Source organism: Halobacillus litoralis, assembly GCF_020524025.1.
GTDB classification, from domain to species: Bacteria; Bacillota; Bacilli; order Bacillales; family Halobacillaceae; genus Halobacillus; species Halobacillus litoralis_D.
Genome location: NZ_JAIVKN010000002.1, coordinates 1 through 15,201, shown reverse-complemented (window position 1 = coordinate 15,201; position 15,201 = coordinate 1). Strand labels below are relative to the sequence as shown.

General features: G+C 42.0%; 14 protein-coding genes, 1 riboswitch and 1 other annotated feature. Of the genes, 11 read left to right on the top strand and 3 right to left on the bottom strand.

Annotated features, from left to right (window positions below; translation table 11 throughout):
• Positions 1-54: 54 nt before the first annotated feature.
• From menB to ytkD, 5 genes are all read left to right on the top strand, one after another.
• Positions 55-873: a 1,4-dihydroxy-2-naphthoyl-CoA synthase gene (gene menB, locus LC036_RS06745; protein ID WP_226580106.1), complete on the top strand. Its 819-nt coding sequence runs from the start codon at positions 55-57 to the stop codon at positions 871-873.
• Between the two features lie 141 nt (positions 874-1,014).
• Entirely contained in the window at positions 1,015-2,472 is a 1,458-nt protein-coding gene (locus LC036_RS06740) for an o-succinylbenzoate--CoA ligase (protein ID WP_226580103.1), read from the top strand.
• Positions 2,469-3,569: an o-succinylbenzoate synthase gene (menC, locus tag LC036_RS06735; RefSeq protein ID WP_226580100.1), complete on the top strand. Its 1,101-nt coding sequence runs from the start codon at positions 2,469-2,471 to the stop codon at positions 3,567-3,569. Before LC036_RS06740 ends, menC begins: the two co-directional genes overlap by 4 nt.
• Positions 3,570-3,636: 67 nt before the next feature.
• Positions 3,637-3,948 (top strand): hydrolase, encoded by a 312-nt coding sequence (locus tag LC036_RS06730; RefSeq protein WP_226580098.1) that lies wholly within the window; start codon positions 3,637-3,639, stop codon positions 3,946-3,948.
• 184 nt (positions 3,949-4,132) lie between these two features.
• Positions 4,133-4,600 carry an RNA deprotection pyrophosphohydrolase gene (ytkD, locus tag LC036_RS06725; RefSeq protein ID WP_226580095.1) on the top strand — a complete coding sequence of 156 codons (468 nt, stop codon included), beginning with the start codon at positions 4,133-4,135 and terminating at the stop codon, positions 4,598-4,600.
• A gap of 58 nt (positions 4,601-4,658) precedes the next feature.
• Here ytkD and pckA read toward each other — a convergent pair whose 3' ends face one another.
• Entirely contained in the window at positions 4,659-6,251 is a 1,593-nt protein-coding gene (pckA, locus tag LC036_RS06720; RefSeq protein WP_226580092.1) for a phosphoenolpyruvate carboxykinase (ATP), read from the bottom strand.
• Between the two features lie 260 nt (positions 6,252-6,511).
• Positions 6,512-6,626: riboswitch (SAM riboswitch) on the top strand.
• Between the two features lie 223 nt (positions 6,627-6,849).
• Here pckA and metK point away from each other — a divergent pair.
• The gene (metK, locus tag LC036_RS06715; protein WP_226580090.1) at positions 6,850-8,049 is read left to right on the top strand and encodes a methionine adenosyltransferase; all 1,200 of its coding nucleotides are present in this window, start codon (positions 6,850-6,852) and stop codon (positions 8,047-8,049) included.
• Between the two features lie 110 nt (positions 8,050-8,159).
• On the opposite strand, the gene LC036_RS06710 is transcribed toward metK, so the two are convergent.
• On the bottom strand, positions 8,160-8,672 hold the full coding sequence (locus LC036_RS06710) for a gamma carbonic anhydrase family protein (protein ID WP_226580088.1): 513 nt from the start codon (positions 8,670-8,672) through the stop codon (positions 8,160-8,162).
• A gap of 59 nt (positions 8,673-8,731) precedes the next feature.
• On the opposite strand from LC036_RS06710, the gene LC036_RS06705 reads away from it, so the two are divergent.
• On the top strand, positions 8,732-9,520 hold the full coding sequence (locus tag LC036_RS06705; RefSeq protein WP_226580086.1) for an alpha/beta hydrolase: 789 nt from the start codon (positions 8,732-8,734) through the stop codon (positions 9,518-9,520).
• A 17-nt stretch (positions 9,521-9,537) separates the two neighbouring features.
• On the top strand, positions 9,538-10,611 hold the full coding sequence (locus LC036_RS06700) for a tetraprenyl-beta-curcumene synthase family protein (RefSeq protein ID WP_226582432.1): 1,074 nt from the start codon (positions 9,538-9,540) through the stop codon (positions 10,609-10,611).
• A gap of 26 nt (positions 10,612-10,637) precedes the next feature.
• Here the strand turns inward: LC036_RS06700 and LC036_RS06695 are convergent, their stop codons facing one another.
• The gene (locus LC036_RS06695; RefSeq protein WP_226580084.1) at positions 10,638-11,210 is read right to left on the bottom strand and encodes a class I SAM-dependent methyltransferase; all 573 of its coding nucleotides are present in this window, start codon (positions 11,208-11,210) and stop codon (positions 10,638-10,640) included.
• Between the two features lie 115 nt (positions 11,211-11,325).
• Positions 11,326-11,541 (top strand) — a binding site (T-box leader).
• Positions 11,542-11,593: 52 nt separating this feature from the next.
• Between LC036_RS06695 and leuS the strand changes: the two genes are divergently transcribed.
• The 3 genes from leuS to LC036_RS06680 all read left to right on the top strand — a co-directional run bounded on the left by leuS (position 11,594) and on the right by LC036_RS06680 (position 14,820).
• Positions 11,594-14,008 (top strand): leucine--tRNA ligase, encoded by a 2,415-nt coding sequence (gene leuS / locus LC036_RS06690; RefSeq protein ID WP_226580083.1) that lies wholly within the window; start codon positions 11,594-11,596, stop codon positions 14,006-14,008.
• 148 nt (positions 14,009-14,156) lie between these two features.
• Positions 14,157-14,468 carry a rhodanese-like domain-containing protein gene (locus LC036_RS06685; RefSeq protein WP_226580081.1) on the top strand — a complete coding sequence of 104 codons (312 nt, stop codon included), beginning with the start codon at positions 14,157-14,159 and terminating at the stop codon, positions 14,466-14,468.
• A 19-nt stretch (positions 14,469-14,487) separates the two neighbouring features.
• Positions 14,488-14,820, top strand: a complete 333-nt coding sequence (locus tag LC036_RS06680) for a rhodanese-like domain-containing protein (protein ID WP_226580079.1) — start codon at positions 14,488-14,490, stop codon at positions 14,818-14,820.
• Positions 14,821-15,201: the final 381 nt, after the last annotated feature.

The window sequence follows — 15,201 nt, the reverse complement described above, 5'->3', positions numbered from 1 at the left end:
TGTATGAAAGCGTTATTCATGAGGAACATAAGAAAAGATAAAGGAGGAAGAACAATGTCTTTTGATTGGGTTAGAGAACGCGAGTATGAAGATATTATGTATGAAAGATTTGAAGGGATTGCTAAGATCACTATTAATCGTCCGGAGGTGCGGAACGCTTTTCGTCCTCATACGGTACATGAATTAATTGATGCATTTGCCTATGCGCGTGATGATTCCAATGTTGGTGTAATCGTCCTTGCTGGTGCTGGAGATGATGCTTTCTGTGCTGGTGGAGATCAAAAAGTCCGCGGTCATGGCGGGTATGTTGGGGACGATCAAATCCCTCGCTTGAATGTATTGGACCTTCAGCGTTTGATCCGCGTTATTCCTAAGCCTGTAGTTGCAATGGTTTCAGGTTATGCTATCGGTGGCGGACATGTGTTACATATTGTGTGTGATCTGACGATTGCTGCAGATAACGCCATCTTTGGTCAAACCGGTCCGAAAGTCGGAAGTTTTGATGCTGGTTATGGTGCTGGATACTTAGCACGTATTGTCGGTCATAAGAAAGCCCGTGAAATCTGGTACCTGTGCCGTCAGTATGGCGCTAAAGAAGCAGAGGAGATGGGTCTTGTTAATACGGTTGTTCCGCTTGAAGAATTGGAAGCTGAAACTGTTCAATGGTGTAGAGAAATGCTTGAGAAATCACCAACTGCTCTTCGTTTCTTGAAAGCATCTTTAAACGCTGACACAGATGGTCTTGCTGGTCTTCAACAAATGGGTGGAGATGCAACTCTGCTTTATTATACGACTGAAGAAGCAAAAGAAGGCCGTGATGCCTTTAAGGAGAAGAGAAAACCGGACTTTGATCAGTTCCCTCGTTTTCCTTGATTCCTTTGTCACTAGTGTAGGAAAAGGGCATCCCCAATCGGGGATGCCCTTTTTTTAGACACAGTGGCCTGCAAAAAAACTAGGAGCTGCGTCATTGAGCATAATCTACTCACATCATGAGTAGGGAAGGGGAAGGTAGACATGAGTGAACGTATCCCTCACTGGCTGGAAAAACAAGCACAATTAAATCCAGAGCAAACGGCTCTCGAAACACCTGAAGGGTATAAGCTTACTTTTAATGAATTAAGGAAGAAAAGTAGACAAATGGCTCAAAGACTTATGGATTTAGGAGTGAAACAAGGCGATCATGTCGCTTTTCTTTCAGGAAATCACTGGACCTATCCCATTTTTATTCATGCCATCAGTTATGTTGGGGCTGTAGTCGTCCTGTTGAATACCCGGCTGACGTCTTCTGAGATTTCTTATCAACTACAAGATGCACAAGTAGAGCATTTATTTGTCGGCTCACGGTTAGAAAAACTGGCTGAAGATTCGGTGGCTGAATTAAATATTCCTATCCAAGGTATAGAACAATTGAATGAAATTACTGAAGAAAAGTATGCGTTAAAGGATTCGTTCATGTTAAACAGCGTGTATACAATGATGTATACATCAGGTACAACAGGAAATCCGAAGGCTGTGATGCATACTTATGGAAACCACTGGTACAGCGCTGTTGCTTCATCCCTTAATCTTGGGCTTCATTTATCAGACAAATGGCTTGCTTGTCTGCCGCTTTTTCATGTCGGCGGCTTTTCTATTTTAATAAAGAGTGTGGTTTATGGAATGCCGGTCTTTCTTATGGACAAATTCAATGTAAAAGATGTTCAGGAAGCTATTTTTCATAAAGGCGTGACTCATGCCTCAGTCGTAACGGTCATGCTTCAAAAGTTAGTGGAAGAATTGAAAGAGCGGAGTTATCCGGATTCCTTTCGCTGTATGCTGCTTGGTGGTGGGCCAGTACCAGAAAGTCTGCTTCATGAATCGGCGAAAAAGCAAATCCCTGTATTTCAGACATATGGCATGACAGAAACATCGTCACAAATAGCAACCCTCAGTCCCGCTGATGCATTTAAAAAGCTGGGGTCTGCAGGTAAAGCTCTCAGCCTGGCAGAATTGTGGATCGATGCAGATAAAGGGGAAACAGGCGAAATTATTGTGAAAGGTCCGATGGTATCCAAAGGATATTACAACCGTCATAATAACGAAGATCGTCCATTGCGCACAGGAGATCTCGGTTATGAAGATGAGGATGGTTTTTTATATGTTGTGGACCGGGTGAAAGATGTCATTATCTCCGGGGGAGAAAATGTTTACCCTGCAGAAATTGAAGGAGTATTGACAGGGATTCCGGGAATCCGGGAGGCAGGGGTAACAGGACGGAAGGATGCGAAGTGGGGGGAAGTACCTGTCGCTTTTCTTGTAGCAGAAAACCAGAAGTTATCTGATAAGGAAATCATTAATGGTATGGCAGGAAAGCTTGCGAAATATAAGACACCTAAAGAATATTACTGGGTCAAAGAACTCCCGAGAAATGCATCCAATAAGCTGCTTCGAAGACATTTATTTTCACATCTTGAAGAAGGGGACAGGTCATGAATATCAGGGCAGTAGTTCTAAGGGAAATTGAACTCTCTATGAAATCTCCATTTGTCACTCATCAAGGCTCTTTAGAAACCCGCCCGCTTATTATTGTTGAGGCGCATGATGCCGGAGGGAATATAGGTTACGGAGAAGTAACGGCTTTTCCTGCTCCTTTTTATACGTATGAGACCCTGACGACTGCATGGTATGTTCTTGAGCAGTTGTTAATTCCTTTATTATCGACAAGCAGTGTTCATCACCCCAGGGATTTCGCACAGCTCAGTGAAGCGGTAAAAGGTCATCCTATGGCGAAAGCAGGTCTTGAAGGCTCCCTGTGGGACCTTTATGCAAAGCAGCGGGGTGTAAGTCTTCAGTCCTTAATTGGGGGAGAGCGTACATCCGTTAAAGCAGGGGCCGTTTTGAGTTTAGAGGATAATTTAGAAGGGAAACTTTCTGTGTTAAAAGAAGAAGGTTATCAAAGATACAAGTTGAAGGTGGAGAAGGGACATGAACGACAAATGATCGAAACAGTCCAAAGCCTCGACCCCGACCTGCCGATTATGATAGATGCAAATGGGCAATATGAGGAAAAAGACATAGAGGGCTTATATGAATTGGATCGGTACCAGATGCTTATGATTGAACAGCCTTTTGCAGCTGGTGATTTTTATCTGCATCAATGGTTACAAAAACAAATGGAAACACCAATCTGTCTGGATGAGTCCATTATGTGCTTTCATGATGCTGTTCAAGCTGTTCAACTGGACAGCTGTCGTGTGGTTAATGTGAAAATAAGTCGTGTTGGAGGCTTAACTGCCGCCTTAAACATACATGATTATTGTCAAGACCACGGGGTGCCGGTCTGGTGCGGAGGTATGGTAGAATCAGGAATATCAAAAGCCCATAACCTCGCGCTTGCTTCTTTGCCTAATTTTACAATCCCTGGAGACCTTTCAAGCTCTGAGAGATATTTCAAAAGGGATTTGTTAACTTCTGGTATCAAACTGGAATATGGAGAAATTCAAGTTCCACAAGGTCCAGGAATAGGTGTGGAGGTAGACGATGATTATCTGCATGCCATAACGAAAAAGCGTTATGTGGCAAATTTGTAGACCAGCTTGTTTTCCTTGTAATAAGCTTCCTGTCTATGGTTCACACTAGGACCAAGGAGGATGAAGCATGGATAGAGATAAATATTACATTAACATGGGAACAAGAGAGATTTCCTTAAATCATGATGCGAATAATGATGACTTTGTAATTTATGCCACATCTGATGAGGTGATTACGCTTCGTGAGGTGTTTAATGCGTTAGAAGAAGCGGACAACCGTTCATTTTATCGCGCTCACATCCCATTTATGCCTTATCATCAAGATCAGGATAACGATGATACAGACGCTGATATGAAGAAGGCATTTCAGCAGATTTATGACCTGGGCGATGATACAACGAAGCACCACATAGCTGAGATGGGTGTTCTGGACAATTAATAATAGACCGCTTCCTTTTCAAGAAGCGGTTTTCTGATTTCTACATACCTGCTTTTCGTGAGAGTTTTCTGATCTTCCAATAAAGATTATCTGCGGACTGGTTTGTATTTGCGGTCGCTTATGGTACGATTTATACAGGTGTTAAATAGAACGTATATCATGTATTAAAGGCAGTTGAGCAGACATGAAAACTTTTTATGATTTTTATCAAAACCCTGTCCGTTTATCATTTGAAGATCATCCCTTTTCTGAGTCACCGAAACATGTTTGGGTCATTTGCCGTTATAACAACCAATGGTTATTGACCAAGCATAAAGACAGAGGACTGGAATTTCCAGGAGGTAAAGTGGAACAGGGGGAGACGGCTGAAGATGCTGCCGTTCGAGAAGTCAAAGAAGAGACAGGTGCACAAATCCAAGAATTAACCTATGTCGGACAATACCATGTAGAAGGAAAAGGTGGAACGGTAATAAAAAATGTTTATTTTGCCACCATTTCAGAATTGGCTGATCAAGAGCATTACTTTGAGACGCATGGTCCAGTATTGTTCCGCCACTTACCGCGAAATCTGCGGACGAACGATCGGTTTAGTTTTATGATGAAGGACGAAGTTCTTCCAGAGTGTTTGAAGCGATTGGAATCCATAAAATAATAACATCAGAAAGCCCCCGCTTATTTAAATAAACGGGGGCTTTCTGAATTTTGAGAGATTATTCATTTCGGTAAGTCGGGCCTGCCTGTTTTATTTCTTCACTGGCATAAGTGAATTTTTTGAAATTCTCGTGGAACTTGGCAGCCAGGGCTTTGGCGCTCTCATCATACGCTTCGGCATTCGCCCATGTTTTTCTTGGAGATAACACTTCGTCCGGCACCCCTGGACAATGAGCAGGGATGTGTAAACCGAAGAAAGGATCCTTGTTTGTTTCAGCAGAGCTTAACTCACCTTCCAAGGCTGCATGGATCATGGAACGGGTGTAACTTAATTTTATACGCTGTCCTTCTCCGTATGCTCCTCCTGACCATCCAGTGTTCACCAAGTAGACATCTGTGTTGAATTGATCGATTTTCTCTCCAAGCATTTCTGCATAAGTTGACGGCGCAAGTGGAAGAAATGGAGATCCGAAGCAGGCGGAGAATGTAGCCTGAGGTTCTGTAATCCCCCGTTCTGTTCCGGCTAACTTGCTTGTGTATCCGCTTAAGAAGTGGTACATCGCCTGTTGTTTCGTCAGTTTACTAATGGGAGGTAATACCCCGGTTGCATCTGCTGTTAAAAAGATGATGGCATTTGGATGTCCTGCAATGCTGGGCTGGACTGTATTTTCAATATGCTCTAATGGATAGGCAGCACGCGTGTTTTCTGTAAGGCTTGTGTCCTCATAATCAGGTGCATGAGTAGATGGATCAAGTACCACGTTCTCCAACACTGAGCCGAAGTGGATCGCATCGTAAATTTGAGGCTCTTTTTCTTTGGATAGGTTGATACATTTGGCATAACAGCCACCCTCAATATTGAAAACTCCATAATTGGACCATGCGTGTTCATCATCCCCAATCAGGCGCCTTTGGGAATCGGCCGACAGCGTGGTTTTACCTGTCCCGGAAAGTCCGAAGAATAAAGCGACATCTCCTTCTTTCCCCACATTTGCAGAGCAATGCATAGGAAGGACATTTTTTTCAGGCAATAAATAATTCATGACAGAGAAAATGGACTTTTTAATTTCACCGGCATATTCGGTCCCGCCAATCAAAACGATTCTGTGTTTAAAGGAAACCATGATGAACGCTTCTGAATTCGTTCCATCTACTTCAGGATCAGCTTTAAATGTGGGAGCAGATATAACAGTGAATTCTGCCTCGTGGTCTTCAAGTTCAGATGCTTCAGGACGGATGAACATTTGCTGGGCAAACAAATTGTGCCAGGCAAATTCAGTAAGTACTTGAAGAGGAAGACGGTACCGTTCGTCAGCGCCGGCATATCCCTTAAAAACGAATAATTCGTTACGGTCCTTTAAATAGTCTAAAACTTTATGGTATAACTGAACAAAAGTTTCATCATCAATCGGCTGATTGACAGAACCCCATTCTACTTTATGGGCGGTCGTATCATCCTTAACGATAAATTTGTCCTTTGGTGATCTTCCTGTGTAGGTGCCTGTAGTAGCCTGAATGGCCCCTTTTTCAGTTAATGTACCTTCATTACGATAAAGGATTTTCTCCACTAAATGGGGAACAGATAATTGCTGGTGAACATGTTCCTGTGCTAATAGGATATTCAATTCTGACATTTGATTAATGGTACTCATATGCGTCGTCCCGCCTTTGCATTTGAATTTATAAAATCTAATGTGAGATTAGTATAACACATTAGGTTTATTAGTCCATACTATTATTGGAATGACTTAAAGTTTTCCAAATTAGTGTTCTAACCGTCTCTTCAATATCATATGTAGGTTTTTGGGTAACGTTTATGTTCCTGATACAGTTCTGCTCCAGATCGACAAAAGCCTGTAAATTCAATTGACAACAAACAGGGTTTTCGATACGATAACTGAGAACGGAAACTCTCTTATCCAGAGTTGGTGGAGGGACAGGCCCTTTGAAACCCAGCAACCGTCACGTTTCGTGACATGGTGCTAACCTGAAGCAAGGAGTCGAAATGTCTCCTTGGACGATAAGAGCGAAAGGAAGCAGCCCCTTTCCTCGCTATAGGAAGGGTTTTTTCTTTTTTGAGGGAAATATCCATAATCAGGTGAAGGTTCCTGTAGATATTCCTATCTAAAAGCTCCAACGGTGTGAAAAAGATACAGCAAGAATATAAATGAAACGAGTTTATCGTTTCTGCACATACTGGTAAAGAGTTCCGTCTAATACTTTGTACTTAGAGAAGGAGGAGTTTTTAGAATGCCTGCGAATCGCCGGTTATTCACATCAGAGTCTGTAACAGAAGGTCACCCGGACAAAATTTGTGATCAGATTTCTGATGCCATTTTAGACGAAATTTTAAAAAACGACCCGAATGCAAGGGTTGCTTGTGAGACAACCGTGACAACAGGGCTTGTGCTTGTCTCTGGAGAGATTAGTACAAACACATATGTAGATATTCCATCTATTGTACGTCAAACCATTAAGGATATCGGTTATACGCGTGCTAAGTATGGATTTGATGCTGATACTTGTGCAGTGTTGACAGCGATTGATGAACAATCTCCTGATATTGCCGGAGGTGTCGATGTTGCGCTTGAGTCACGTGAAGGTCAAATGAGTGACGATGAAATCGAAGCGATTGGTGCTGGAGACCAGGGACTAATGTTTGGTTTTGCCAACAATGAAACAGAAGAACTGATGCCTCTTCCTATCTCTTTAGCGCACAAACTATCTAAACGTTTGTCAGACGTCAGGAATGACGGAACTCTTGAATACCTGCGTCCAGATGGTAAGACTCAAGTCACGATTGAATATGATGAAAATGATAAGCCTGTACGTGTAGATACAATTGTTATCTCCACGCAGCACGCGGAAGAGATTACTCTGGAACAGATCAAAGAGGACTTAAAGAAACATGTCATTGAACCGGTTGTTCCTGAAGGGTACATCGATAACCAAACGAAATACTTTATCAATCCTACAGGACGTTTTGTTATTGGCGGGCCTCAGGGGGATGCTGGTTTAACAGGAAGAAAAATTATTGTGGATACGTACGGCGGGTATGCCCGTCACGGAGGTGGCGCATTCAGCGGGAAAGATGCCACTAAAGTTGACCGTTCAGCTGCTTATGCCGCCCGTTATGTTGCTAAAAACATTGTCGCTGCAAAACTTGCTGACTCTGTAGAAGTTCAGCTGGCGTACGCGATAGGTGTAGCTCAGCCGGTTTCCATATCCATTAATACAAATGGCACAGGTAAGGTTTCTGAAGAAGAACTTGAAGAAGCTGTCCGTAAACTATTTGATTTACGTCCAGCAGGTATTATTAAAATGCTGGAACTGCGCCAGCCGATATACCGCCAGACTGCTGCTTTTGGTCACTTTGGACGAACAGATGTAGAGTTCCCTTGGGAGCGCACTGATAAAGTAGAAGAATTAAAAGCCCTTTTTAATAAATAATACTAAAAGCTGTTTCACTTATGTGGAGCAGCTTTTTTATATTTTTCAAAAGATTGATGGATATCACTGTTGTGAAAAAACGTACCTTTCTAATGAAAGGTACGTATAATTTACGTTCTTTTTTCTTTATAGTATTGTCCTTTTTCCACATATGTAGCGCGAACCCTGTTTAGTTCTTGGATGTCCTCTTCGTTGAGTTCCCGCACAACCTTAGCGGGCCGGCCGAAAGCTAAAGTATTTGGAGGGATGACTTTACCGGGGGGCACAAGACTTCCCGCGCCGATAAACGCCTGCTCTCCAATTTCTGCTCCATCTAATATCAGTGACCCCATCCCGATCAGTGCATTTTTTTTAATATGAGCTGAATGAAGGGTGACCTGGTGGCCAATGGTCACTCCCTCTTCAAGAATCAAAGGTTTTCCTGGACTTTGGTGAAGAAGGCTTAGGTCTTGGACGTTGCAGTTCTTACCGATATGTACAGACGAAACATCTCCACGAATGACTGTTTTAAACCATATGCTTGCGTTCTCCTCTATGGTCACATCTCCAGTAATAACAGCGTCCTCGGCAATGTATGCGCTGGAATGGATTTTCGGATATTTGCCTTTATATTCGCAAATCATGAAAAACCCCCTTATAATATGGTTATCCTTAGTATAGCAGATGAAATGAGGGAAACGCTGTGAAGAAATTGGAGACACCAGATGACAAAGCAACCATAATCCTAGTTCACGGGGCTTTTGAACATGGAGGAAGATATAATGATTTAATCGATCGTTTCCGAGAGGATGGCTTTTCCGTCATTTATGGAGACCTTCCCGGTCAAGGCAGGTCGAAGGGGAAAAAAGGACATATTCACTCGTTTAATGATTATGTTGCAACCATTCAAACCTGGTATGAACAAGCAGATCCAAATAAGAAAGTGTTTATTATTGGTCATAGCATGGGAGGGCTTGCTGTTATCCGCTTTATGGAAGAAAGAGAGCCTGAAGTTGATGGCGTTGTACTCTCCTCACCTGCAGTTGGAATTTTAAATAAAGCGAGCAGAGCTCTGGAAGTGGTTTCTCACCTCTTAAATAAGTTCACCCCGTCCCTTCGAGTCAAAGCACCTCAAAAGCCTGAAATTATCACGAGGAATCAAAAGAAAATCGATGAATTTAACAACGACCCGCTGATCATTGATAGAGTATCCATCCGTTGGTACCGTGAATTTCAAAAGGCAACCCGGCTGGCTTTCTCAGCTATTGAAAAATTTCCTGATGTTCCTTTGCTTGTGATGCAGGCGGAAGAAGATTTTATGGTAGAGGTCGAAAGTACAACCGAGTGGTTTAATAAGGTAGTGACGAAAGAAAAAAGTTATAAGCGGTGGCCGGGTCTCTACCATGAAATTTTTAACGAACCTGAATGGGAAGATGTTTATGATTATACCCATACGTTTTTAAAGAATCATATGAATGAATCTGAAAAGTAAGGAGGCAGCATCTGTTGATTGGTTCTGTTCCGAGTAATTCCATCCATTTAATGTATAGAGTGTACCGAAATATATTTCCAAATGTTCATAAAGAGCTTGAATATTGGACCTCCCGCGCCAAAAGTATTCCTGACAAGGAGCTTAGAACACAGGCGCTTTCAAGTATTCAGGATAAAACTTTTCATTGTGAGGGCGGTTCTATTTATGCTTTATTGGCAGGGGAACATTCTCTAAAAGCCATTCGATTTATCGTTGCTTACCAGACAATTAGTGATTATCTCGATAATTTGTGTGACCGAAGTACATCTATGGATCCGGAAGATTTCCGGATGCTTCATCTGTCTATGGAAGACGCTCTCTCTCCGAATAACAAATGCCGGGATTATTATTATTTTAGGCAGGAAAAAGACGATGGTGGATATCTTCATGACCTGGTGGAAACCTGTCAGCAGATTCTTGGAGAAACGGAAAGTTATGAACTCATTTCAAAACATACAAAAAAGCTTGGGCGTCTATATAGTGACCTTCAAGTGCATAAACATGTGATCGAAGAAGAGAGGATTCCTCGTCTCAAGCAATGGTTTGAAGACCATCAATCCGAGTGGCCTGAACTGAACTGGTATGAATTTTCTGCCTGTACCGGATCTACACTTGGGATCTTTTGTTTAGTGTCGTATGCTCTTGGAAGCAAAATGAATCCGCAACTGGCTGAGCAGATTGAACGGAGTTATTTCCCTTTCATGCAGGGGCTGCATATTTTACTAGACTATTATATTGATCAGGAAGAAGATGAAAGAGAAGGGGATTTGAATTTCTGCGCTTACTATGATCATGAGGAACAGATGAAAGGCCGGTTTAAGTATTTTGTTGAACGAACAAATGAAGAAGTACAGAAACTGCCTGACCCCTCTTTCCACCAAATGATACATAAAGGACTTGTTGGAATGTATTTGGCCGATCAGAAGGTGGGGAGACTTTCAAACGGCAGAAGCTTTGTGAAGGACTTATTAAAGATAAGTGGGAAAAAGGCGTCTTTCTTCTATTACAATACGAAAATGTACCATACATTAAAGCCGGGGCGGCAAGGGTAAGTGCCCCGGCTTTTTTATTTTATGAATCAATGCTTTTCGATCGCTAAAATGAAAGGGGGTGTCCTTTTTTGATTAATAAAACCATAATTTAATACGTGGTAGCTTTTGTGGTCTAAAGAAGACACATACTCTAAAAGCGCGTCTTTTTCTTCCCTGCCTCCAGAGTGACCATGATAGACCACAAGAACAATTAATCCGCCCTTCTTTAAAGAGGAAAGAACGTTCTTCACTGATGTGATGGTTTCATCTGGAGTTGTAATTACACTCTTATCGCTTCCAGGCAGATAGCCTAAATTATAAATGGCAGCCTGAATTTGATTTTTGTGCTCTGACCTTAAATGCTCATGGACAGGGCCGTGTGTGCCGTGTATGAGGGTGACCCGATCATGTAACTTCTTCTCTTTCAATCGGTTTTCTGTGTTCTGAATAGCTTCTTCTTGAATATCAAAAGCATACACATGGCCGGACTCTCCAACAAGTTCTGCCATAAATGCCGTGTCATGACCATTCCCGCAGGTTCCATCAATGACAAAGTCCCCATCCTGGACAGCTTTCTTTATTAACGAATGACTGAAATCTAATATACGGTCCAATAACATCTATTCATCCTCCAACAATAACTTTTATGTGTATTGTAGCATGAAAGGTTTATACTGGCTCCATAGGGGAGTGCTTGACAAAGCCCTTTCCATTCATTAAGATACGAATAGATATAGAAAGACGTAGAAGAGGAGTAGTAGTGATTGGTTCGAGACTAAGAGAGACAGCGGTTGGTGAAAGCTGTCCTTGACCTTCATGAACTCGCCTTGGATGTCGCAGAAGTGAACGGAAGTAGTTTCTGCCGGTGTGATCGCCGTTATTGATGTCGAGTTGAACACAGTTTGTGTTAATTTGGGTGGTACCGCGGGAATCAAGCCTCTCGTCCCATATAGGGATGAGGGGCTTTTTATATTTTCTTAAGAGAAAAAGAGGAGGAAAAGAAATGGCTTTTGATCATAAAACCATTGAAAAAAAGTGGCAGCAATATTGGCTCGATGAGAAGACTTTTAAGACAGATACTTACTCAGATAAGAAGAAATTTTATGCTTTAGATATGTTCCCCTACCCATCAGGGGCAGGGCTTCACGTTGGGCACCCGGAAGGGTATACAGCAACAGATATTCTATCCCGTATGAAGCGGATGCAGGGATATGAAGTACTTCACCCGATTGGATGGGATGCTTTTGGTCTGCCTGCAGAGCAGTATGCTCTTGATACAGGGAATGATCCTGAGGAGTTTACAATAAAGAATATCAATACTTTCCGCAGACAAATTCAGGAACTTGGCTTCTCCTATGATTGGGACCGTGAAGTAAATACTACAGATCCGGACTATTACAAATGGACCCAGTGGATATTCCTGAAACTGTATGAAAAAGGTTTGGCATATATTGATGAAGTGGCTGTTAACTGGTGTCCGGCACTTGGTACAGTCCTTGCGAATGAAGAAGTAATCGATGGTAAAAGTGAAAGGGGCGATCACCCTGTCGAGCGTCGCCCGATGAAGCAGTGGATGCTTAAGATTACTGCTTATGCTGACCGTCTTCTTGACGATTTAGAGGATTTGGACTGGCCTGAGAGTATTAAGGATATGCAGAGAAACTGGATTGGGAAATCTGAAGGAGCGGAAGTGACCTTCGAAATTAACGGGTCCGATCAATCATTTGACGTTTTCACAACTCGACCTGATACATTATTCGGTGCTACTTATGCGGTCCTTGCGCCTGAACATCCTCTAGTAAATGAAATTACAACTGAGGAGCAGCAAGAAGGTGTAGACGCCTATATTCAAAAAGCACAGAACAAGAGTGACCTTGAGCGTACAGACTTAGCTAAAGATAAGTCTGGTGTGTTTACGGGTGCTTATGCTGTGAATCCTATAAACCAAGAAAAATTGCCAATCTGGGTAGCGGATTATGTGTTGATGAGTTATGGAAGCGGCGCAATCATGGCCGTTCCTGCTCACGATGAGAGGGACTACGAGTTTGCTCAAAAATTTGAATTGCCGATCATTCCTGTTGTTGAAGGCGGCGATGTAAATGAGGCGGCTTATACTGAAGACGGTCCTCACATTAACTCTGATTTCTTAAATGGTTTAGGCAAAGATGAAGCGATCACGAAAGCGATTGACTGGCTCGAAGAAAACGGGAAAGGGAAGAAGCAGACGACCTACCGCCTTCGTGACTGGTTATTCAGCCGTCAGCGTTATTGGGGAGAGCCTATTCCTGTAATACATTGGGAAGATGGATCCATTACTCCTGTTGAGGAAAAAGATCTTCCTGTAGAACTACCTAAAACAACGGAAATTAAACCATCTGGTACAGGTGAATCTCCACTTGCGAATATCGATGAATGGGTGAACGTTGTTGATCCGGATACAGGAATGAAAGGGCGCAGAGAAACAAACACTATGCCCCAATGGGCGGGAAGCTGTTGGTATTATCTTCGTTACATCGATGCAGATAATGATGAATCATTTGCTGATTACGAAGCGTTGAAAAAGTGGCTTCCGGTTGATGTGTACATTGGTGGAGCCGAACACGCCGTGCTGCACTTACTTTATGCCCGTTTCTGGCACAAGGTTCTATATGATGCAGGAGTTGTTCCTACGAAGGAGCCATTCCAAAAGCTGTTTAACCAAGGTATGATCTTAGGGGAAAACAATGAAAAAATGAGTAAATCTAAAGGGAATGTTGTAAACCCGGACGACATTGTTTATTCCCATGGTGCAGATACACTAAGACTTTATGAAATGTTCATGGGGCCACTGGAAGCTTCTGTTGCATGGTCTACAAATGGATTGGATGGAGCGCGGAGGTTCCTTGATCGAGTATGGAGACTCTTTGTCGTTGAAGGTAAACTTTCTGAGACGGTACAATCGGAAAGTAAAGATACAACATTGGAAAAGGTTTACCACGAAACAGTGAAGAAAGTCACTGAAAACTTTGAGGAGCTTCGATTTAATACAGGCATCTCACAGATGATGGTGTTTATTAATGAAGGGTACAAAGCAGATGTAATTCCGAAAGAATATGTTGAAGGTTTTGTGAAGCTGTTATCACCAGTAGCTCCTCATTTAGCGGAAGAGTTATGGGAGAAGCTCGGTCACTCCGGCACGATCAGCTATCAAGCCTGGCCAACGTTTGATGAATCCAAACTTATAGAGGACGAAGTGGAAGTTGTCGTTCAGGTCATGGGGAAAGTTAGGGCGAAAATCAAGATAAATAAAGAAGCTTCTAAAGAAGATATGGAAAAACTGGCGCTGGAAAATGAGAATGTCCAGCAATGGCTGGAAGGAAAAACCGTCAGGAAAGTTATTGCTGTTCCTGGTAAGTTAGTTAATATTGTAGCAAACTAAATTTAAAGAGTCCCGCACAACAGGTGCGGGACTCTTTTGTTTATGATTTAAAACGATGAAAGTGTAAAATACACCCAAACAGAAGTCTTGACTTTGAAATATGATGAATTAAAATATACTTGCATCCTATTCAAATGGAGGGATTTATGTGAGTTATATTAAAGAGATTACACCCCAGGAAGTAGAACAGAAAATTGAAAAAAATGAAGATATTACGGTGATAGATGTTCGTGAAGATGAAGAGGTTGCCCAAGGAATGGTTCCCACAGCTAAACATATCCGGCTTGGTGACATTCCGCAGGCAATTGACGACCTTCCGAAAGATCAGCAATACGTAATGATCTGCCGTTCTGGCAGAAGAAGTATGAATGCTGCTGAGTTTATGAGCGAAAAGGGTTTTGCGAATGTAGTAAATATGGAAGGCGGCATGTTGAAATGGAATGGAGAACTAGTTTTTTAATTTGAAGGGATCGTAGGGAATGGAATGGATATATGGTTTGGCCGTTTTTCTTTTAATAGTTGTAATCTATGGATATTATTCAAGACCATCGTTAAAACCTTACCAAATGCGATCTGAAGATAAAGACGATTTCTGTGTCATTGATATACGGGACTATATTCATGCCCATCGTTCTCCTTATCCAGGTGCTGAAAACATTCCCTTAAATTATCTGCCACGTTTTCTAAAAGAGCGGTGGGATTGCCCGGGGAATATCCTGCTTGTTACTGATGATAAGCGGGGGGCAAAACTAGCAGCGAAGATGATAAGAAGGAAAAAACGGAAATCTGTTTACTATATTCAATCGAATTAAAGATCTTCTCCTTGCAAGGAGGGGATCTTTTTACTTTCTATTAAAATTATTACAAAAGGAGCCCAGGAGTATGTGCGTAAGAAAAGTTTATAAGTTTTATAGATAACTATTGACTATTTAGAATGAAACATGTAACATAGTTAACGTTGCTTAATTGATAGCACTTAAAGCAAACAAAAAACAAACCAAAAAATCTATGAAAAATATTGACGAGACATCGCTTATTATGATAGAATTTGGTTACTGTCGTTAGAGACAGTTGTTGATCTTTGAAAACTGAACGAACCAACCAGTACGTCAAAACATTTCTTCTTTATGAAGAGATTTGAAACAAGCACATTCGGTGTGCAAATGAGCAAGTCAAACTTAACTTTTATGGAG